The organism is Nostoc sp. (assembly GCF_036917635.1).
Lineage (GTDB): Bacteria > Cyanobacteriota > Cyanobacteriia > Cyanobacteriales > Nostocaceae > Nostoc.
This window is the reverse complement of record NZ_JBALCW010000082.1, coordinates 41,693-60,425: the sequence shown is the minus strand read 5'-3', so window position 1 is coordinate 60,425 and position 18,733 is coordinate 41,693. Positions and strand designations below refer to the sequence as shown.

The following is an 18,733-nucleotide window of genomic DNA, read 5'->3' as shown; positions in this document are numbered from 1 at the left end:
CACTAATTAACAAAAATATGGGGATCTTGAGTATTTTAAAATAGTATTTGCCCTAAAGAGTCAGATAGAGCCAAGTTCCTAACTGCCGCGATTTCCATCTTGTCCATAGGCTTGCCAAGCTAAGTCTACCAATCCATCAACGATCGCAGCTGCTACAACTGCATTACCTTTGCGACTATCAATTGTAATGTGAGGCACTAGCGAGTCTTGTAAGCGCCTCTTCGCTTCATCAACATCGACAAATCCCACTGGAGTCGCAATTATCAAAGCAGGTCTAATTTCCTCGGCTTCAATTAAATCCACCAGTGCTGTTAGTGCTGTTTGAGCTTGTCCCACCACAAAAATGCCTTCTGGATAACGCCTTGCTAAGGTTTCTATTCCCCATGCTGCCCGAGTTTTTTCTTTTTGAGGACGTGTCAGAGCTTCCATGCTGCAATACAGGGGATTAGCAAAGGTGTTTTGAATCTCGTAGGCAATACCTACTTGCACCATTGGGACATCTACCACAATTGTGGTACGCGCGGCTAGTGCTGCTGCTCCTGCTTGCAAGGCACGCTCAGAGAAACGAATCAAAGACTTATACTCAAAGTCAGCCGTAGAGTATATTACCCGACGCACAATCTCATACTCTGCGGGTGAAAAGACATGATTTTCAATTTCACTATCAATGATTGCTAAACTTTGAGCATCAGTTAGGTGCCATTCCATTTTTGTTGAGCTTCTCAAATATTAGCTTTCAGCTTATCAGCTTCAGAGAGTGAGTAGTTAGGAGTTAGGAGTTATAAGTTAAGTAAAAACTCCTCACTCCTGTACAGACGCGATTAATCGCGTCTATCCTCACTCATAACTCATTACTCGAAGAAGGCCGACTGAAAACAGGAGATAGGTAGGCAACTAAGACGCCAATAAGAAACCCAGAGATATTGCGAACTAGAGGTAACCAGTCGCTTGTGCGTGTCACTACTGGCCCAATGCCAAAGGCAAGAAACAAGATTCCCCACAAAGGTGAGAAAATTAAAGCCCATTGCCAAGCGAAAAATTGTCCTTTCTCGCGGGGTTGACCTGCAAATCCACAAATCACCCCACCAATAATTGAGGCAATCAAGGTGAGAATCCATTGCTCTCGTGGCAGTCCGGGGACAACATTGCAACCACCTTTGAGCAAACAGCCTTTAACTGATTCTAAAGCTTGCAGAATGGCTTGGTCTTCGCCTTGTTCGCGGACAAAGTACAAATTACCGAAGCGGGTTTGCAGTTCTATCCAGAACGTCCGAGGTAAAAGTTCATAAACAGCATCGCCGACGCTAAAACTGAGGATGTTACCGCCACGAGAATCGGCAACGAGTAGAATGCTTTTGTCATCCAAACCCCAATATTTTATAACTGCCCGACCTGGGGTACGGTCATATTGGGTCAATACTCGCAGTTTCCAGCCCGTATCAACTTCAAACTGCTCTAAATCTTTGACAAGCTTTTCTTCTTGCAGCACAGGAAGAGATTTTGCTAAGTCTACAACTGGGGTAAAGGTGCTAGGAAGTAACTCAGGATTGTCATAAGCCAGTGCTGGGGGAGAATGCATCACCCAAATTGACCCAGCCAGGAAAAATACTGCAATAGATACGAGAATTCGTCGCCAAAAACAAGATTGCATAGACCTTTTTATACAAATATCAACGGTGGAAGTGAACAAGTTGTTTTAAAAGAGTACTAGAAAAATGATAGTTCTTTACACTTGTTTACTTTACTCTAATCTAAGGGATCAAAGCAAAGCGTTTTTGGGTAGTGGGAAATACTTACCATATAAAGTAAATTTTGTAAATCAGTTATAAGACGCAAAATATCTTGAATAAAAATGATAATTATGGCTCAGTAGAGGAGTAGGAGGTAAGCGTCGTTCGTCTCCTATCATTATCTTCAAAGTTTTTAACAACTCAAACTTGACTAAGCCATAGCGGAATTCCCCATACAATAAAAGGGGAATGATTAGAGGTGAGAGATGACTAACAAAGAATTATTAATCCAAGAAATAGAAACTTTACCGCCCGAATTGCTAACAGAAGCACTCAATGTGATCCGTTCTATTAAGGTTAACTATACAAAAAAGGAGTTGGAAGCAGGTAAGCTTGAACCTATCCATTTAAGCGATTCTACAGAAACTTCTCGTGAGAAAGAGCAACTTACATATCGTCCTGCTTCCGGGCGTTCCATTCTTCGACACGCTGGCACTTGGGAAGGTGACGACTTTGAAGAATGCCTTCAAGCAGTATATGCTACCCGTGGTCAAGCTAAATTTGATGAAGAAAACCTATCTGAATAATGTATTTACTGGATACAAATCATTGTAGTGCCATTATTTTAGGCGAACCAAATGTTATCCGTCGCGTGAATGAAGTTGGAGAAAATAACATTGCCAGTTGCGTAATTGTCCAGGGTGAACTGACATTCATGATGGAAAAATCCCAACGTAAGGAAAATAATCTGGCTAGCTTGACAGAATTTTTAGAAGATATTCGTGTCCAACCTCTGGATATAAATATTTGCCGAAGTTACACAAATTGACAACATCATGGGTGCGAATGTAGCCTTTATCAAAACTGCGATATCCGCTAGGTTTTGCAAATACTTTTAAATCACCTATTGAACTGTCCCAATATTTATCTTGGCTATTGATGCTATTTACAAATTTATGAACAACTTTGTATGTACTTGGTTCATGACAGAAATTTGGGAACAAGCACATTTCTCCTAAAAAGACAGCTTCATTAAAATATGCTTCACCCGTTTTCCCAAATTGATCGATACAATGCCAAAGTTTATCCATAAACAAAGATCACTTTTTTTAAGCTGGAAAAATAGCACGTTTTGACACCGCATAAGGAAGACAAGCAATGCCCCATGCCATTTTTTTGATCAATCTTCGTCATCGAAATTGCTTTCCCAGCTAGGGGCATCGTTGTAACCGTCATTAGCGCGGTATATTTCTGTTTTTATGCGGCGATTTTCTTGCCTGGGCATTTCTCGTTCTCGCAACGTTGGTGGTGGTTGTTCGTTACTTGGGAGGCGATCGCGTGTTCGCCTTGTGGGTTTTTGGCGCGTGAAGTTTCTCCAAGCAGCTTTTGCGCCAACCAATATGCTGCGTGTACCTACTTGCAGATTTTGAGCCTGAATTCTTGCACTATCAAGGCTTTGATCGACTTGTTTCACGACTTGATTAGCACTTTTTACACCTTCACTAACATCACCACTTAAGTCAGTGATTTCCAAACCAGTCACACGGATAGCTTCTAGAGTGGGTGGTAATTCGCGCGAGAGTGTATCAAATAGCTTTTCTGCACTACGAGCAGCGCGTGCTAACTCCTGCAAAGCAGGTATTGCCGCCACTAAAACCGCAGTCAAACTTGTGGCGACTAAGAGTAAAGAAAGTCCCAACCAAAACAGGGGGTCAATCACGGTAATGTCATTTATGAACGTTCTAGTTGCTGGAGAAGCGAATTTGAGTCTTCAACAGATGTTTGCCGCTTTATGACTTGGCTTTCTTTCTGACTGGCATCTACACCTGCTGCGATCGCTTCCTGTAATCTATCTAAAGTATCATCCCAGTTTCGTAGTGCGATCGCAGATAGACGATCTGCCTGGATTTGCACACTTGTTGATAAATCCTCTGCCAATTCTGGGATAGCATTGGCAGATTTTTTCAAAATTTTACGCGTTTCGCGCCCTGTGCGGGGAGCCACCAGCAAACCGGTTAAAGCACCGATGGTAGCTCCAAGCATCAAACCGCCAAAAAATACTCCAGAACGGTTATTAGACATCTTGTTCTTTCTCTCCTTACACCCATTTTAAGTGGGTTTTCTCTACTTGTAAGACTCCACCGATTTTATTCAGTTAATCTATCGTGACAAAATATCAGCCAAAAAAGTTGCTTTTATTCATTAAATATCAAAATCATTAATTACTTATAATCAAAACTCCCCGCGTCTTTGTCTCATCGTGTCACTGCGTCAGTGTGTCACCCCTGATTATAAATGTTCATGTGTTGACATAACTCATTTTCCAACAGTTCTTTTCGCTGGTGTTAAATGTAGCCTACGAAAATAACGCTGCCAGATTTGCTGTCCTAGCAAAAGTAGACTGATAATTTGCCGCACTTGTTGGATTTGCATTTGTAGTACTTGATTTTTCTGCCGTAAGCTATAAATACTCTCCTGGCTGAGATAAATATTTTCGGGTGCTTTATTCAGTGCTGCATGGGTACAACTTTCATAGGCGGTTAACCTATCTGCTATGTATGCTAACTGCTGCTTGAGTTGCCACACTCGCCAAGCCACATAGAGTAGTATCAGTGAAATGAGGGTGTTAACGAGGATAACTAAAATAACCATTGTTTATATTCACCAATATCAGCTTTGAGGGATTTTCTATATACTTGACTTGGTTCTTATTTAATGATTAAGAAATTAAAAAATAAAAATTCTGGCACAAAGTACAGCCGATATTATTCAATAAAGAGCAGTTAGATGATGCTCTGAGCGTTATTGAAAGGCTTTACTAGGTAAAATTTAGTCTAACGCTAAAAAATCACCAATTCGCCAATTTTGTAACCCCCAGATGCCCACAGTTCGCAAAACCACAGCTACAATTGCCTTAGATTCACGACTCGGGAAGGCGAAATCAACCCGTATGCTCAATAAGCCCCAGCATTACTATGTTCCTCTCCTTAACCTGATAATCCTAGATCATTTGCGACCTTTGTGGAATGTAAGCACAATGGTATAGCCCCTTCAACAGACGGTGAGAGAACTACACTACACTCTTTACCGGAGCATCCCAATCTTGGCTTAAATCTTTTCCCTCACCCCCAGCCCCTCTCCCATGTTTGGGAGAGGGGAGACATAATTCTAGTTCCCCGAATCCCATGTTTGGGAGAAGGGGTTAGGGGATGAGGGCTATCAAGGTTTTTGCACCTGACGGGATGCTCCCCTCTTTACCGCAGGCTCCCCAGCATCACTCACCTTTATTATTGTGCTTTTACACTACCAGTTTTCCAGTCTGTCGCCTGACCTTAACTAACATTTTGCCTGCAAAAACCTCACTTCGGGTTTACTAAGGAAAAATTGCTGGACGTGCGATGGGAAAAGGAAAGAATCTATTAATTCTTCTTCCTTTAAAAAGGCTTGCTCTAATTCTTTTTCTTTCCTTAACAAAGAGGGCTAGGGAGGAAAGCGTATTGCCTTTAACGTCTTGCTTGTCGAAGGCTTCCATTTGGTATTTCACTAATCTGTTACTGATAATGATTATTTCTACACATCCAGTAGGAGTTTAGGATGTCAAAAAAATTACCATCAACTAATTCCTTCCGAGCTATTCTTGTTGCTTTGACGATTGGATTTGTTGGGTGTGGAAATCAAACTGCAAGAACTGCATTCACTCAGACAACCACTCAGGTAAATGAGAATCTTCCCAGAGTCGTTGCAACTACAAGTGTATTATGTGACTTAACCAGACAAGTTGCCGGAAATACAGTTAACCTCACCTGCTTAATTGACCCTAGTGCTAACCCCCAATTTTATAAACCAAAGCTGGAAGATCGTAGAGCCATTGAGCAAGCTAATCTTATTCTCTATAGTGGCTATAATTTAGAACCAAATTTGATCAAATTAATTAAAGTGACTAAAAACACTGCACCAAAAATAGCCGTTGGTCAACTTGCAATGTCTAAGCCACAAAAGTTTCAGAAAAGCGACAATAATCTAACTAATCCTCATCTTTGGCACAATACCAAGAATACTATCAGGATGGTGGAGGTAATTAATAGTAACTTGAGAAAATTAGAATCTAGCGAAGCGGACGCTTATACCAGCAATACCAAAAGAATCACAAATGAACTCACTCAACTAGATAGCTGGATTAAGTCAAGAATTACCACTATACCTCCCAAAGAACGGAAATTAGTTACAACTTCTGATGCACTGAGTTATTACGCCAAAGCATACGGTATTCCATTAACAGGGGGATTACAAGGTATTAGTACTGGCGAAAACCTGACAGATGCAAAAGTGAAAATTTTGGTTACAAATATTAAACAGGCTAAAGTACCAACAATTTTTACTGAGGCGGCAATTAACCCTAATTTGCTTCAATCTGTAGCTAGACAAGCTGGAGTAAAAATTTCTAATAGGAAGTTGTATGCTGAGGGACTTGGTGAACCCGGAACCGAGGCTGACACTTATCAGAAAATGATGATTGCCAATACACGCACAATTGTAGAAGGGTTAGGAGGGACGTATTTAATCTTTGAAGCGAAAACTGCTCAGTAGTTTTAACCTCAATTGATTAATCTGATAAACCGAGTTTTTGGAAATTATATAAAATTCGGTTTATCAAATTATTTTTTTAAGGCAAAAATGTGAATGCTATTTGTCTTTTAATCTGACATCAATAACAGTTGCATTGAAGTTGTAGTTATAGCCTTCCAACTCAAATGGCATACCAATTTTAACTTTACTGTTACCGAGAACGGGGCCATTATCAGTCAGTTGAGCTTTGCCATCTAAAGTCAAAATCAAATCGGTACTAAAATTGTTGGTTTTTGGATCTGGTAATTCTTTAACAGTGCCATCAGGTTGGGGAATATTGATTGTTCTAGGTAGCTGTTGAATGGATTTAATCTCAATCTCTCCGTGAGGTTGATTGCGGATAATCACATTAGTTTTCCCGCCTTTTTTTAATCCGTTATTGAATAATTGTTCCGGGTCACGCACATTCAAACCACGAACTACTAGGTCTACTTCTATGGGTACTGTTTTCTCACCAACTTGGGCAACACCCAAGCTAGACAAGATGCTAGACGAGACGACAAATATAACGAGCAGAGTTACCAGCGCAGCACCTAAATCTAAGAGGTTGATTTTGCCGAACAAGCGACCTTTTGAATCTAAAATAGCCATAAAAAGTTTTCCGAGCTAATAGCGAAGTAATTGATTGTAGCAAGAAGGTTTTCGATGGGAATAGTAATTTTCCCTATTTGGTAATAACTCAAAGCGGCTGGGCGTTGCAGTTATGCGACAGTTTATCACGAGTTCGTAAGTTGGCAGGGGTGGCAGCTAACCCTTAAACTTTTGTCAGTTAAGATTGACACACCCAGAAAGTAATATCTAGTGTTTAAGCCTATCTCTAGAGGGAGTCTCTAACCCCAGTAATTCGGTAGATTTGCCTAAACATTAGCTGTATAACAACTCCTTTGGTCTTGATTTAAGAATGCAACTTAGAATACTCTAAATCCGTCTCATAATTTGTCCCATCATTTTATGTTCTCCCAAAATAATCTTCAGAGCCTATTATGTTCAACTGGAATTTTGTTGCAAATTACCGTGTGTCGCGGCGTCGCTGGTTTTATCCTTTAATTTCAGTGATAGTTGCCTTGAGTCTGTGCTTGAGTACACCCCTACCTGGAAGAACTTTAGATTTCTTGCCTCTTCTACTCCAAGGAGTTCAGGCATTTCAGCTTTCTAATATATCCCCTCGCCAGGAAGTTGATCTGGGTAAGCAGATTAATCAAGAATTAGTCGGTAGTGAAGTGCGGCTTTACCGCAATCCAGAAGTTAATCGCTATGTGGAACAAGTTGGTCGGCGTTTAGCTGCTAATAGCGATCGCCCCGATCTCCCCTATACCTTCCAAGTAGTTCAGGATGACAGTATTAATGCTTTTGCTACCTTGGGCGGCTATGTATATGTCCACACGGGTTTGCTGAAAACCGCAGACAATGAAGCGGAACTAGCAAGTGTACTCGCCCATGAAATTGGTCACATTGGCGGCAAACACGTAGTTAAACAGATGCGGCAAAAAGCACTGGAAAGTGGTCTATTAACAGCTGCTGGCTTAGACCGGAATACGGCGGTGCAAATTGGTGTACAGCTAGCGCGAGACTTGCCACGCAGTCGTAGCAATGAATTTGAGGCTGATCAAAGAGGACTGCGAACTTTGACACGAACTGGTTACGCCCAGTCTGCAATGGTTTCTTTTATGCAAAAGCTGCTGAAACAGGGTGGTTCTGCTCCGACATTTTTAAGTACGCACCCCGGAACGAGCGATCGCATTAAAGCCCTCAGAAGTGCAATTAACTCTCAACCTAGTGAGGAAAATTATGGCTTGGATAAGGCTAGTTATAGAGCTAATATGCGAGCATTAGTGAGGTCTTGAGGGTATTTAAGTATTGGGCATTGGTTATTCCCCTTGTCTCCCTCATCCCCCTCATCTCGAATATTGCTCAATTCTTATTGCGGCGATCGACTTTGATTTTAGCTGGATCAACTCTAATCACTACATCTTTTAAGGGCAGGGTACGGTGATAGTCTTTAAAAATATTAACTTGATAAACCAGGTTGTTTGTGACATCTAGTCCAGTCAACCAGCCACTCCGGGGATGATAAGCGCCAGTATCTATATCTAGCCATCCCTCTCCTTGTGCCAGTTTGCCAGGAGAAACACCCGGCAGAGTAAAGGTAATGGTGTGACCGATGATAATGAGCTTATCTGGAAAGTAGGGTTTTTCAATGCTGTGAAATTCTTCTCGTATCCAGCACAGTTGATCGGCAGTTTGTTCTGTTACAGACTTGGAAGGGTCAACACCAGCATGAGTTAACCAAATATCCCCCAAGTCGAGATATGTAGGCAAACTCTTGAACCAATCCAGATGATCGTCAGGAATTGAAGCCTCGTGGTAACTGGCTACGGTAGCTTGTCCCCCACTGTACAGCCATGCTTGCATCGTCGGGGAGGAAGTTCTGTGATTGGTCAGAATGTTTAATAACATCTGCTCATGATTTCCCAGCAAACATGGGTAGTTATGTCGCTTGACAAAATTAACTACTTGTGAGCTATGAGGGCCACGATCAATTAAGTCTCCCAGAAAATAGATTTGATCGTCTGACGTGGGGGCGATCGCCTCCAGCAATGTCATCAAACCTTCATAGTGTCCATGCACATCCCCAATTACAATTCGTCTGGGGCTAGTTTCGCTCATTGTCTCTTAGCTTCAATAGTTTGGCTAATACTTCTGCTACAGTTTAAGCTGTCTGGTTTCCGTAATAGAAGGTAGAAATACTGAATAAGTTTTATTTTAATTTAATTATTCCCATATAAATAAAATTAATTTATTATGCAATGGGATAAAATGCATAGTCTTGAGTGCTAAGAAAGAAAATCACCAAATTTCATTCGCGTTCTTAGCTTAAAATTTAAGCTGTTGCTTCTATCTCAACAATGTCTAAAGATTTTTCTGCTGATATTAGTTCGCGCATCTGCAAGCACATGAATGACGATCATGCTGATGCCATAGTTCTTTATGCTAAGGCTTTTGCTGGTGTCACAGATGCTAGTGCAGCACAAATGCTGTCAATTGATGCACAAGGGATGGATTTGACAGCGCAAGTAAATGGGGAAGCTGTCCCAGTTCGCATTGACTTTGATCGTGTTTTAGCAGATGCTGAAGATGCCCATCAAACTCTAATTGCGATGGTGAAGCAGGCGCGGCTGAAGGCAAAGTAGAAATTGGGCTAATTGTATGACTAATGCTTGGCTGTCTTTAGACATACCGTTTGCTTGATATAGCAATCTTAAATGAGTCGTGAAAATCTCCGATTCCTCTCTCTGCGTTCTCTGCGCCTCTGTGGTTAATTTATTTTTACAAATGATTTAGGACTGCTATCTTTAGCTGTCAAGGATATTAGCTACTGTGGTATAAGCCTTGGGTTGGATAATTTCAAACTTCCAGTCTGAAGAATAATCAGGCAATTCATAGCCAACACTCTTAACATGAGCCAACATCAACTCATCCCGTTGATGCCAAACTGTAAATATTCTCTCCCTGCCATCATAAAGTGTTTCTAGGTCGATTTGATAAACCTCATTTACCCGCTTTAGTTTCAAGCCTAACAAATTGAACAATCGGCTGAGTATTTTGATTGCTGAAACCTGCTCTTTCTCCCCGATTAAGTTAATACTAAGCGCTCTTTTAATATGCTTACTATGCTGAAAAACAATATTTTTCAGCAACATCAAATCTGGATGACTCTCAGTAAATTCTCTTTCTGCTTCGAGAAACTGAAGCATTCCCAAAGCTCTCATAGCCTCAACTTTGAGCGTGTAAGTTTTTAAATCTGGGAGAAAAACTTTCCCTTCACCCCAAGACAATTGTTGATGCCATTCTTGCTGATCTCTGACGTGAAAATATTCGCTTTCGTGAGTTAGATAATAATGAATTAACAATTGACGATAATATCCTTGGTCATCTTGCAATTTCAGCCAAGGAGTAACTTCTACACCATACCTTTGTCTGAGAATATATTTATTAATTTGGTTGCGTTCTCCATCAGTCAGAGAATGCTTCCCTAATAGCTGCTCATATTCTATATAATCGATATTTTTAGCATTAGCTACAGCAGTTGCTACCGATAGTTGATTTTGCTGCTTAATATCCTTAATTTTGCGTTTAATTTCTTTAGCTTTTTGACGGCTTTGCGCCCAATCTTTTTGAACTTTGACAATTTCCAAAACTAATCTTCTGCGGGTAGCTAAATCATCAGCGTCAGTTGCCAAAAATGCAAGGCGTAAATCCCGAATAATATTATTGTGAACAGCATTACTCCGCATCTGAATTTGATGCCCATCAGCAATTAAACCATCTTGCATCGATTGACGGTAGAGGCGGATAGAAGCATTTACCCGTGCAGATAACTTAGCCCAAGTTCGCAAATGAATCGGATCATGAACTAAAGGTAAATCCACATCTATTTTATGCAGTGGACTAAGCAAAGCTAAATTTTCTTTTTGATTTTCTTGATACCAGTCAGATAGCAAGCGATAATTTGTACTACCACTACCAATTAAACCAATACCTCGTTTCGCGCACCAGACAACACGCGGCACATCATCCCGCACTCTCGCTAATGCTTGTCTTGCTTCCGAATCAGGAATTACCCCTTGAAAAATACCATAAACCCGGTCGAAATGTTGCACATCAATACTAATTCCTGTACCAAGGCTAGGGGTAACAAAAACGCCATCATATTCAGAGATTTTTTGATTGATAGCTGTAATAAAATCAACGGCTTCGTGTCCAGGTGTGTTTGTAGTATGACTACTAACTACCAAAGTTTTGGGAAATTGCCTTCGTAATTTTTGTAAGCGTTCTTTGAGATAACGTTCAATTGTTTCACAACTGTAACGCCCAGCGCGACTATCGGTAGTAACATAACATTTACGTCCAGCAAGTAAATCTAATTCTAGTTGGTGAATTAGCGGTGTTGGATTCGGTGAATCATAAAAAGTTACGTCCCAACCATGCTGAGGTTTCCACTGGTTGAGAACTACCCAAGGTGTTAATTTAATTCCTGCTAATCCTTGTAAATATTCAAGTGATACGTCTGATAAATCAGCATCTTGGGCAATTACTAAACCCCCAGTTGTTAAAACGATGGAAATAAGTTGCTGGAATAATTTTAATATTTTTACACGCTTGTGTTTACAAGTATTACTGTTTAATAGATGCCACAAAGATTGCTCTACTTCATCTAGAATTACTATTGCTCCTCGCCAATTTTCTGGGTTAAGTTTCCAAATAGAATCAACACACAATCCAAGAGACTGCTGAGGAGAGAGGGAGCGGAGAATGGGAGGAGCGGGGGTAAGTGTTTTATCAATCCTTTTATCCGCATCTTCTTTATGTGTTCCCCATTGAATACCAATTTTTTCACACAAAAATCTTCCTAGTAGGATTCTGTGAGTAATTAACAAAACGGGTTGATTTCTAATTTTTGCTTGCTGAACAACGGCTTGCAGGGCTGTAGTTTTACCTGTTCCTTTTGCTGATTTGACTCCTACTAATCCAGAAGTGGGGAAAGGTATTTCACCTATATAAGGGCGGTTCAAGGTGAGTGCAGCAGGAATAGTTAACTCAGTGTGGGGTTTGGTTTGAGCAAGATAAATTTCTAAATCAACACTTTGACGATAAACTTTATCGAAACTAGTTGCACCTTTGGCAACGATAAACTCATCAACTCCTTTTTCTATTCCTGGAAGTTCGATAATTTTAACAGTGCATTTTTCTTGCTGGAATAAACAACCAAGTTGAGAAATAGCATTATTTACAGCAGCAATTGTTTTAGGTTGAGTTTCAAAATCAAAGCAAATATAAAAGCTACGCTTTGTAATTGCAAATGCTGCTAAATCAGGAATTAGCTGACGACGAGTAACTTTACCAAATTCATCTTTAACAACCCGATAACCACTGGTAATTCCGGGAATGGCAATAGCTGCATATCCTTGCGTCAAAAGTGTTGCTGCTTTCTTCACACCTTCGCAGAGAATCAGGGAAATATTCTGTTGCATCACCCATTGCCAAAAGCCTTCAGCTTCACCATCAGCAGTAATGGTGATATTGTCAGGCATGACCAGATTGTAACGTCCAGCGACTTGCTGCCACACTTGCAGCGTTACCCGCAAACAAAACACCCGCGTTGGTGTGCTGGGGGGATGCTCGTATTTGATGGACTTACCATTATGATTCTGTCGCGGTTGGTTTGGCTTAAAGCATCCCCATTCCATCATTTGCCAATTATTCAAAGGGTCTAGCCCGGAACACCACCAACCACCTTCAGTAATATGAGCATAACGCTGCAACCATGCAGCTTTCACCATTCCGGTATTGGTGCGAGGGAGTAGCTCAGAAATCAATAGGTACTCATAAGCAGTTACGCCTTGGAGTGACCTAAAATTGAGTTGCACTAAGTGTAAGTCTATACCACTACTCTTGACTAATTCTTCAAGGTGTTGGGGGTGTAAATAGTGCAGATGCATAGGGAAAGACCCGAAGGAAAGACGATGAGATTAAAACACTAACACGCATCTGCTTTTTTTCTATAAGAGATATTGCGAGGCTTTTATGATGCTTTTTTTACTTCGTTATGGGAGATACATCGGTTAAGGCTTTAGTAGGTTATTCTGCCTATTAAATCCCCGGAGTAATAATTTTGTATTGTGATATTTGTTCTATTTTAATTTTTATTTATCAGTAAATCTCTGCGTTAGGGAGTGCGATCGCTTGAGGGGTTGCAGCAGCGATCGCTAACAGAACATAATAGCTAGACTAGTTGGAGAATTGTGTCTTAGCTAAAATCAGTATTGATAAGTGCCTCAAATTTCTAAGTACTTAGTATACAACTATGAATGAACCTACGGACGCAAAAAAACAGAAATATCACTTGATTAGCGACTATCTAGCCCAACTACCTTCCGATAGACTACTATCTCAAGCAAAAACAGACGAGCAACGAATCGAGTGGTTGAGGTTAAGGCTTAATTATGGATTACTATCAGTATTTTGGAAAGAAAGTCATTCTATCCGACATAATCCATTTGACGTTATTGCTGATAATAAGCAAATTAACGCTCATACTTGTGAACACTACCGACGATGGATGAACTATCTGATGGGTTTATGGGAATTGGTACAGGTTGCTGAACCGCAATTTAGAGAAAAATGTCTAAAAGCAAACTTACCTTTTAAGTACCCTTTCCAATCTCCTTTGGAAATGTTATTAGCATTTTTGGAAGAAGAAGCAGAAGATGAGTTTTTACCTTGTCTACAAAATCATTATGAAAAATCACTTCCAAAAATCAAGGAAATGATTAACTCAGGCAAAAAATCTCATCTAGTAGAGAATAAAAATGGAACGACAAAGTTAGTTCTTGAGGAGCAACGTAATTCAATAGAAGTTAAGAACTATAAATCATTAGAAAAGAAACATTTTGTTAAAGAAAGACGTTGGTACTTTCTTTTTATTACTTTTTGTCGGATAGAGGCAAGGTCAAATCGACGGATTAAAGAAAATTTTGATACCTTTATGACGGCATTTTACGACTTTCAGAACCATATAGCTACTTCAATTCGTAAGAGAGAATCAGCTACCTGGCAAAAAAGCTACTCTTATGCTTGGAAAAAAGGTACAAAGGTCTCTGCTGGCAAGGGTGGTGCTTATTCTGCTTAACAATTCTTCACATCTTTGACACACTTGATAGACCCACTAGCAACAGGCTTTAGTCTGAAAACTATAAATTTAGTGGGTTTTGAACCTATGAATAAAAAGAATGGAATTGGTTTTTTCCAGCCTTCACCCTCTTTTCTCCAAAAATGGGAATACGACTTTTACGCTCAAAAGATAGTGGAGAAGGTAGAAAAACAGCAGGAGATGCTTGTTTCTTCCAATCTAAGTGATCCTCCAATACCAGTCCCACCAGCAGTTTCAATTCCCATATTGATGGATGGAGGAATTGCAGTAGCTGTCATTATTTCAATGAGTTACTTTTCCCAAATCCAATTAAAGTTGATTACTAAACTAATCAAAACACTAAACAAAAAGACTAGGTAGTTCGCTAGCTCTACTCACATCATAATTCAGCAGTCAACTTCCAAGGCTGACTGCTGATATTGTTAACCCGCTAAATTAAGCCCCGACAGCCTCCTTTGCAGGGTATAATACCTCAGCGTTGATTTCTTTGAAACCGCGATGTTTTAAACTGTCTGTCTTGTATCATGTTCAATACTTCCCCAGGTTTCAGGTAGAAGGTTGACCCAGGAAATAGGCACACTAACTACATCTAGAGTTTCACCGTCTTTAAAGACTTCTAAAATATATCCTGGCTCTTGCTGAGTTTTAGTAGGACGTAGATGATCTAATACAACCCCCCTATTGCCAGCTGTTACAGGGCTATTAGGAACATCTTGCTTCAGTTCTACCCACTGAAATAAACTAGCTGTTGTCATTGCTTAATTTTTTCGTGGACTATCAGTTAAGCATAGATAGTACGCAAAGAGTCTAATTCATTAGTATCAGTTACAACTTTACGTAATATTTCACTGAAATATAAAACTTCATAGTTGGGTGCAAGTTCTTTTTGCAGTCGCTTCCACAAGCTAATTCCTTCTGCTTCAAAAGCCGTTTTAGCCTCTAAACTGTGAAAACCTGAAGAATTAGGATCTTTCCAGTTTAACTTTGCATCATAAACTTCTGCCCATTTTTCTAAACGGCTAATAGTTTCTTGACTTAATGGCATTATAAGAGGATCAATATCTCCAGCTTTATCGGAACTAGCCCACCATAGCGGGTAGCATCCATAATCAGCCATAAGTTTGATTTTTTCTGCCATAGTTACTTCACCGAATTATGAGGAAGTTCTGGGATTAGCACCAACTATATATCCATTATCGCTTACAGTCACACAGATGTATTGGATTTTGCCATTAAAATTAACTTCATAAATAGTGCGAGTTTTTTTTCTTCCTTGATAACCAATTATTTTACCTTGGGTTACTGCGGTGATAATTGCATCTGGTATCTGGCTTGGCTCGATTCCCTGATCAGCAAACTCTAAAGAATGTTCTTGCAATATGTGTTGGAGTCCTGCTTCAGCATTTCCCTCTTCTAAAAATAGAATTTTACCATCAGTTTGCTTGGCAATCCGCACAATTTTCTCAGGACTGTGTTTAATGCTAAGTTGGAGGAGTTCGGCAATTAAAGCTGATTTTTCATAGTTAAATTCTTCAATCTTCATTTATATATAATTTACATTAATTCTTCTGTAATAATTTAGCAGTCAAAAACATAAAATCTTTGTAAAAATATGAAATTCATGAAAAAAAAACTGTATGTACTACAGTTTTTTGTACATCATGAGTAAATCAAGGATAAGTAAGCAAAAAGGGTATCCATACAGGACACCCTTTAATTTAAATAATCGCTAACTCCACAATCTACGCCCCGACAGCTTCCTTCGCGGCGTACAAAACCTCAGCGTTGATTTCTTTGAAACCGCGATCGCAGGCAAATTTCTTGGTGCTTCAATAGATTTATATTCTTTTAACTGAAATTATTACTGCACGTAAAACTTCTAATTCACATTTTACAAATAGTTGCGATCGTTTCCATGCTAAACAACTACTCTTTTCTACTTGCTATGCGGGCATATAATAGGATTAGAAACATCCGTAACTGGTAAATCAAATGGCTAAAATATTAACAATACAGTTGTCAGATGACTTAGAAAGTAAATTAACTGCTCAGGCGCAAAAACTGAATCTATCTTTAGAAGATTTAATTCTACAATCCTTATCTCAATCAGCTAAACAGGAAAATATCTCCGAATTCGATCCAATTTTACCTTTACTAGGTACATTGAAATTTGATAATTCTGATGTAGGAGAAAACCACGATAAATATCTCCAGCAAAGTTTGCAGCAGGAGTTAAAAATTGGCGAATAAAGTCTTTATAGATACATCCGGGTGGGCTAATTTATTTATTGCAACTGAGTCTTACCATAAACAAGCAAAGCAGTGGTTTCAACATAAACGTCAGCAAAATCAAGCAATGGTAACAACTAATTATGTTGTGATTGAACTGGTGGCTTTACTGAATAGCCCTTTACGTGTACCTCGTTCGCAGTTATTTAAATATGTAGAAGCTGTCAGAACCGCTCCTTATATCAACTTGATTTATATTGAACCAGCAATAGATTCAGCAGCTTGGGAGCTACTCAAAACTAGAGAAGATAAAGCTTGGTCTTTGGTGGATAGCACTTCTTTTATAGTCATGCAACAGCTTGGTATTAAAGAGTCATTAACCACAGATCACCACTTTGAACAAGCTGGCTTTATTCGTCTGCTGAAGTCAGAATAAGTAATAATAAAAGGCATTCCTTAAGATATGCCCTTTATTATTAAAAATCGCTAACCCGTTAAGCTACGCCCCGACAGATTCCTTCGCGGCGTATAGTACCTCAGCGTTGATTTCCTTGAAACCGCGATCGCGGGCAAATTTTTCAGTATTACGCTTCACTTTCCCGCGAACAAATCCCGGAATCTTATTCAATTCTGCTTGACCATCTTTTGTCCAATTCAAATCAGAATCAGCAGAAATTCCCCTAGTAATAACTTCTTTAGTATCATGACCACCGAAGATTTCTAATAGGTGATCTTCCATTCCCAAAGTGAAGGAATTGTAGATCAAATCTGTAATCTGATTTGTCCCTTCGTAACCCATAAATGGTTTGTAACCAATGGGGAAGTTTTGAACGTGGATTGGTGCAGCAATTACGCCGCAGGGAATATCCAAACGTTTACCAACGTGGCGTTCCATTTGGGTGCCGAAAATGGCAGAGGGTTCGACACGAGCGATCGCATCCCCAATTTCACCATGATCTTCGGAAATTAGCACTTCATCGCAATACTCGCTAACCTGTTCGCGGAACCAGTCTGCATCATATTTGCAGTAGGTTCCAGCCCAAACAACATGAATCCCCATTTCTCGCGCCAGAATCTTGGTAATGGCTGCGGCGTGGGTATTGTCACCAAATACTACAGCTTTTTTGCCAGTCAAGTTTTGACAGTCAATGGAACGGGAGAACCAAGCAGCCTGAGAAACATGCAAGGTTTGCTCATTGATGAAGTTTTCGTAGTCAACTTCTGCACCTTGAGCGTTAATTACCTGCTGAATCTTGCGAATACAACGGGCAGTTTCCACTACACCCATCGGAGTAATGTCTATATAGGGTGTGCCAAATTGTTCTTCCAGGTAACGAGCGGTGGTTAAACCGAGTTCACGGTAAGGTATGAGGTTAAACCAAGCTTGGGACATCTTCTTCAAGTCATTCACCGAAGCACCTTCGGGAATTAAGGTATTTACCTCAATTCCCAAGTCAGCCATCAGCCGTTTGAGTTCGGTGCAGTCGTGATTATTGTGGAAACCAAGGGTAGTAGTACCGATAATGTTAACTGAGGGCTTTGCTGTTTTGCCCTGTGCCAATTCGCCCCGCTTCCGGGCTTTTTCAATGTAGTATTGGACGATTTGATCCAAAGTGCGATCGGCGGCTTGCAGTTCGTTGTAGCGGTAGTGGTTCACATCCGCCAGCATTACGTCTCCTTTCGCTTCCAACTGCGCCCGTTCGACAAAGTTGTGCAAATCCTCTTGCAAAATGCTGGAAGTGCAGGTGGGAGTTAACACAATCAAATCTGGGTGTTCCTCGGCATCCTTGCGGACGATGTTATCTACCACCTTTTCTTGAGAACCGCGTGCCAAAACGTTGCGATCGACGACACTGGTTGTTACCGGAGTGAAATTCCTCTCGCGCGATAACATGGAGCGCATAACGTTAAAGTAGTCATCGCCAATGGGGGCGTGCATGATCGCATGCACATTTTTAAAAGAGCTAGCGATTCGCAGAGTGCCGATGTGGGCAGGTCCTGCATACATCCAGTAAGCTAATTTCATGTTTGTGTTCTCCCTTTTCAATAGAAATAACACGGAGTCCGATAAGAGTGGACTATAAGTGCTTGATTATTATTAAATCGTTTCTGATTGTCTCAAAACTTGTAGCTCTGAAGAAGTGAAGACTTTTGACACTCTCAGGTCTTCAGACCTGAGATTCTTAGTTCATCGACGTGCCTTAAAATCACCTATCCTTGCGGCAGTACTTAAACCTGAAACCTGTTCAATAGAACCAAGCATCGAGTTCAATTTAGATAATCCCAGCGGGCTTCATCTCCCTAAGCGTTAGAGAACGAATTCTCTTGTTCCCGTGTGCCCCACGGTACGTTTAATGTTTTTTGAAAAATAGTTAGTTTGCTGGATTTAGATACGCGTTGGTATCCTAGTTATGTTTAAAGTGGTTCATTCACTACC

Annotated in this window: 21 protein-coding genes; 9 read left to right on the top strand and 12 right to left on the bottom strand. The window is 40.3% G+C overall.

The annotated features are described in order from the left end of the window. Positions 1-78: 78 nt before the first annotated feature. Both V7K32_RS19340 and V7K32_RS19335 read right to left on the bottom strand, forming a co-directional pair. Positions 79-708: a precorrin-8X methylmutase gene (locus tag V7K32_RS19340; protein WP_334995426.1), complete on the bottom strand. Its 630-nt coding sequence runs from the start codon at positions 706-708 to the stop codon at positions 79-81. A 133-nt stretch (positions 709-841) separates the two neighbouring features. Continuing rightward, a complete protein-coding gene (locus V7K32_RS19335; protein WP_334995425.1) occupies positions 842-1,651 on the bottom strand; it encodes a TPM domain-containing protein in 810 nt (269 codons plus the stop codon). Between the two features lie 345 nt (positions 1,652-1,996). On the opposite strand from V7K32_RS19335, the gene V7K32_RS19330 reads away from it, so the two are divergent. Both V7K32_RS19330 and V7K32_RS19325 read left to right on the top strand, forming a co-directional pair. Then, positions 1,997-2,317, top strand: coding sequence for a DUF2281 domain-containing protein (locus V7K32_RS19330; protein ID WP_334995424.1), 321 nt, complete (start codon positions 1,997-1,999; stop codon positions 2,315-2,317). After that, positions 2,317-2,559 carry a type II toxin-antitoxin system VapC family toxin gene (locus tag V7K32_RS19325; RefSeq protein WP_334995423.1) on the top strand — a complete coding sequence of 81 codons (243 nt, stop codon included), beginning with the start codon at positions 2,317-2,319 and terminating at the stop codon, positions 2,557-2,559. The genes V7K32_RS19330 and V7K32_RS19325 overlap by 1 nt, the downstream gene beginning before the upstream one ends. A 351-nt stretch (positions 2,560-2,910) precedes the next feature. Here V7K32_RS19325 and V7K32_RS19320 read toward each other — a convergent pair whose 3' ends face one another. The 3 genes from V7K32_RS19320 to V7K32_RS19310 all read right to left on the bottom strand — a co-directional run bounded on the left by V7K32_RS19320 (position 2,911) and on the right by V7K32_RS19310 (position 4,382). Continuing rightward, the gene (locus V7K32_RS19320; protein ID WP_334995422.1) at positions 2,911-3,450 is read right to left on the bottom strand and encodes a DUF948 domain-containing protein; all 540 of its coding nucleotides are present in this window, start codon (positions 3,448-3,450) and stop codon (positions 2,911-2,913) included. A gap of 11 nt (positions 3,451-3,461) precedes the next feature. Then, positions 3,462-3,812 (bottom strand): YtxH domain-containing protein, encoded by a 351-nt coding sequence (locus V7K32_RS19315; protein ID WP_334995421.1) that lies wholly within the window; start codon positions 3,810-3,812, stop codon positions 3,462-3,464. Positions 3,813-4,046: 234 nt separating this feature from the next. After that, positions 4,047-4,382 carry a hypothetical protein gene (locus V7K32_RS19310; protein ID WP_334995420.1) on the bottom strand — a complete coding sequence of 112 codons (336 nt, stop codon included), beginning with the start codon at positions 4,380-4,382 and terminating at the stop codon, positions 4,047-4,049. A 942-nt stretch (positions 4,383-5,324) separates the two neighbouring features. Here V7K32_RS19310 and V7K32_RS19305 point away from each other — a divergent pair. Further along, the gene (locus V7K32_RS19305) at positions 5,325-6,317 is read left to right on the top strand and encodes a metal ABC transporter solute-binding protein, Zn/Mn family (protein WP_334995419.1); all 993 of its coding nucleotides are present in this window, start codon (positions 5,325-5,327) and stop codon (positions 6,315-6,317) included. Between the two features lie 96 nt (positions 6,318-6,413). Here the strand turns inward: V7K32_RS19305 and V7K32_RS19300 are convergent, their stop codons facing one another. Next, on the bottom strand, positions 6,414-6,947 hold the full coding sequence (locus V7K32_RS19300) for a DUF4330 domain-containing protein (RefSeq protein WP_334995418.1): 534 nt from the start codon (positions 6,945-6,947) through the stop codon (positions 6,414-6,416). Positions 6,948-7,339: 392 nt separating this feature from the next. Here V7K32_RS19300 and V7K32_RS19295 point away from each other — a divergent pair, with 392 nt between their 5' ends. Next, a complete protein-coding gene (locus tag V7K32_RS19295) occupies positions 7,340-8,200 on the top strand; it encodes a M48 family metallopeptidase (RefSeq protein ID WP_334995417.1) in 861 nt (286 codons plus the stop codon). A gap of 67 nt (positions 8,201-8,267) precedes the next feature. Here V7K32_RS19295 and V7K32_RS19290 read toward each other — a convergent pair whose 3' ends face one another. Continuing rightward, positions 8,268-9,023 carry a metallophosphoesterase family protein gene (locus tag V7K32_RS19290; protein WP_334995416.1) on the bottom strand — a complete coding sequence of 252 codons (756 nt, stop codon included), beginning with the start codon at positions 9,021-9,023 and terminating at the stop codon, positions 8,268-8,270. A 239-nt stretch (positions 9,024-9,262) separates the two neighbouring features. Here V7K32_RS19290 and V7K32_RS19285 point away from each other — a divergent pair, with 239 nt between their 5' ends. Continuing rightward, entirely contained in the window at positions 9,263-9,547 is a 285-nt protein-coding gene (locus V7K32_RS19285) for a DUF2470 domain-containing protein (RefSeq protein WP_334995415.1), read from the top strand. Between the two features lie 162 nt (positions 9,548-9,709). Here the strand turns inward: V7K32_RS19285 and V7K32_RS19280 are convergent, their stop codons facing one another. Next, the gene (locus tag V7K32_RS19280) at positions 9,710-12,856 is read right to left on the bottom strand and encodes a plasmid replication protein, CyRepA1 family (RefSeq protein ID WP_334995414.1); all 3,147 of its coding nucleotides are present in this window, start codon (positions 12,854-12,856) and stop codon (positions 9,710-9,712) included. Between the two features lie 365 nt (positions 12,857-13,221). Here V7K32_RS19280 and V7K32_RS19275 point away from each other — a divergent pair, with 365 nt between their 5' ends. Then, positions 13,222-14,046 carry a hypothetical protein gene (locus V7K32_RS19275; RefSeq protein WP_334995413.1) on the top strand — a complete coding sequence of 275 codons (825 nt, stop codon included), beginning with the start codon at positions 13,222-13,224 and terminating at the stop codon, positions 14,044-14,046. A gap of 87 nt (positions 14,047-14,133) precedes the next feature. Beyond that, a complete protein-coding gene (locus tag V7K32_RS19270) occupies positions 14,134-14,427 on the top strand; it encodes a hypothetical protein (protein WP_334995412.1) in 294 nt (97 codons plus the stop codon). Between the two features lie 143 nt (positions 14,428-14,570). Here the strand turns inward: V7K32_RS19270 and V7K32_RS19265 are convergent, their stop codons facing one another. Genes V7K32_RS19265 through V7K32_RS19255 form a run of 3 tightly spaced genes read right to left on the bottom strand, consistent with a single transcriptional unit; the run spans position 14,571 to position 15,610 of the window. Beyond that, complete coding sequence (locus tag V7K32_RS19265) at positions 14,571-14,822, bottom strand: hypothetical protein (RefSeq protein ID WP_334995411.1); 252 nt, start codon at positions 14,820-14,822, stop codon at positions 14,571-14,573. A gap of 26 nt (positions 14,823-14,848) precedes the next feature. Then, on the bottom strand, positions 14,849-15,205 hold the full coding sequence (locus V7K32_RS19260) for a hypothetical protein (RefSeq protein WP_334995410.1): 357 nt from the start codon (positions 15,203-15,205) through the stop codon (positions 14,849-14,851). A 15-nt stretch (positions 15,206-15,220) separates the two neighbouring features. After that, complete coding sequence (locus V7K32_RS19255) at positions 15,221-15,610, bottom strand: hypothetical protein (protein WP_334995409.1); 390 nt, start codon at positions 15,608-15,610, stop codon at positions 15,221-15,223. A 449-nt stretch (positions 15,611-16,059) separates the two neighbouring features. On the opposite strand from V7K32_RS19255, the gene V7K32_RS19250 reads away from it, so the two are divergent. Beyond that, positions 16,060-16,317 carry a hypothetical protein gene (locus V7K32_RS19250; RefSeq protein WP_334995408.1) on the top strand — a complete coding sequence of 86 codons (258 nt, stop codon included), beginning with the start codon at positions 16,060-16,062 and terminating at the stop codon, positions 16,315-16,317. After that, positions 16,307-16,732 carry a type II toxin-antitoxin system VapC family toxin gene (locus V7K32_RS19245; protein ID WP_334995407.1) on the top strand — a complete coding sequence of 142 codons (426 nt, stop codon included), beginning with the start codon at positions 16,307-16,309 and terminating at the stop codon, positions 16,730-16,732. The genes V7K32_RS19250 and V7K32_RS19245 overlap by 11 nt, the downstream gene beginning before the upstream one ends. Positions 16,733-16,795: 63 nt before the next feature. Here the strand turns inward: V7K32_RS19245 and bchB are convergent, their stop codons facing one another. After that, the gene (gene bchB / locus V7K32_RS19240; RefSeq protein WP_334995406.1) at positions 16,796-18,322 is read right to left on the bottom strand and encodes a ferredoxin:protochlorophyllide reductase (ATP-dependent) subunit B; all 1,527 of its coding nucleotides are present in this window, start codon (positions 18,320-18,322) and stop codon (positions 16,796-16,798) included. Positions 18,323-18,733: the final 411 nt, after the last annotated feature.

What these genes read in the sequence shown, in the direction of transcription:
- V7K32_RS19340 (WP_334995426.1), bottom strand. Translation starts at nt 708, where the DNA reads ATGGAATGGCACCTAACTGATGCTCAAAGTTTAGCAATCATTGATAGT.
- V7K32_RS19335 (WP_334995425.1), bottom strand. Translation starts at nt 1,651, where the DNA reads ATGCAATCTTGTTTTTGGCGACGAATTCTCGTATCTATTGCAGTATTT.
- V7K32_RS19330 (WP_334995424.1), top strand. Translation starts at nt 1,997, where the DNA reads ATGACTAACAAAGAATTATTAATCCAAGAAATAGAAACTTTACCGCCC.
- V7K32_RS19325 (WP_334995423.1), top strand. Translation starts at nt 2,317, where the DNA reads ATGTATTTACTGGATACAAATCATTGTAGTGCCATTATTTTAGGCGAA.
- V7K32_RS19315 (WP_334995421.1), bottom strand. Translation starts at nt 3,812, where the DNA reads ATGTCTAATAACCGTTCTGGAGTATTTTTTGGCGGTTTGATGCTTGGA.
- V7K32_RS19310 (WP_334995420.1), bottom strand. Translation starts at nt 4,382, where the DNA reads ATGGTTATTTTAGTTATCCTCGTTAACACCCTCATTTCACTGATACTA.
- V7K32_RS19305 (WP_334995419.1), top strand. Translation starts at nt 5,325, where the DNA reads ATGTCAAAAAAATTACCATCAACTAATTCCTTCCGAGCTATTCTTGTT.
- V7K32_RS19300 (WP_334995418.1), bottom strand. Translation starts at nt 6,947, where the DNA reads ATGGCTATTTTAGATTCAAAAGGTCGCTTGTTCGGCAAAATCAACCTC.
- V7K32_RS19295 (WP_334995417.1), top strand. Translation starts at nt 7,340, where the DNA reads ATGTTCAACTGGAATTTTGTTGCAAATTACCGTGTGTCGCGGCGTCGC.
- V7K32_RS19290 (WP_334995416.1), bottom strand. Translation starts at nt 9,023, where the DNA reads ATGAGCGAAACTAGCCCCAGACGAATTGTAATTGGGGATGTGCATGGA.
- V7K32_RS19285 (WP_334995415.1), top strand. Translation starts at nt 9,263, where the DNA reads ATGTCTAAAGATTTTTCTGCTGATATTAGTTCGCGCATCTGCAAGCAC.
- V7K32_RS19280 (WP_334995414.1), bottom strand. Translation starts at nt 12,856, where the DNA reads ATGCATCTGCACTATTTACACCCCCAACACCTTGAAGAATTAGTCAAG.
- V7K32_RS19275 (WP_334995413.1), top strand. Translation starts at nt 13,222, where the DNA reads ATGAATGAACCTACGGACGCAAAAAAACAGAAATATCACTTGATTAGC.
- V7K32_RS19270 (WP_334995412.1), top strand. Translation starts at nt 14,134, where the DNA reads ATGAATAAAAAGAATGGAATTGGTTTTTTCCAGCCTTCACCCTCTTTT.
- V7K32_RS19265 (WP_334995411.1), bottom strand. Translation starts at nt 14,822, where the DNA reads ATGACAACAGCTAGTTTATTTCAGTGGGTAGAACTGAAGCAAGATGTT.
- V7K32_RS19260 (WP_334995410.1), bottom strand. Translation starts at nt 15,205, where the DNA reads ATGGCAGAAAAAATCAAACTTATGGCTGATTATGGATGCTACCCGCTA.
- V7K32_RS19255 (WP_334995409.1), bottom strand. Translation starts at nt 15,610, where the DNA reads ATGAAGATTGAAGAATTTAACTATGAAAAATCAGCTTTAATTGCCGAA.
- V7K32_RS19250 (WP_334995408.1), top strand. Translation starts at nt 16,060, where the DNA reads ATGGCTAAAATATTAACAATACAGTTGTCAGATGACTTAGAAAGTAAA.
- bchB (WP_334995406.1), bottom strand. Translation starts at nt 18,322, where the DNA reads ATGAAATTAGCTTACTGGATGTATGCAGGACCTGCCCACATCGGCACT.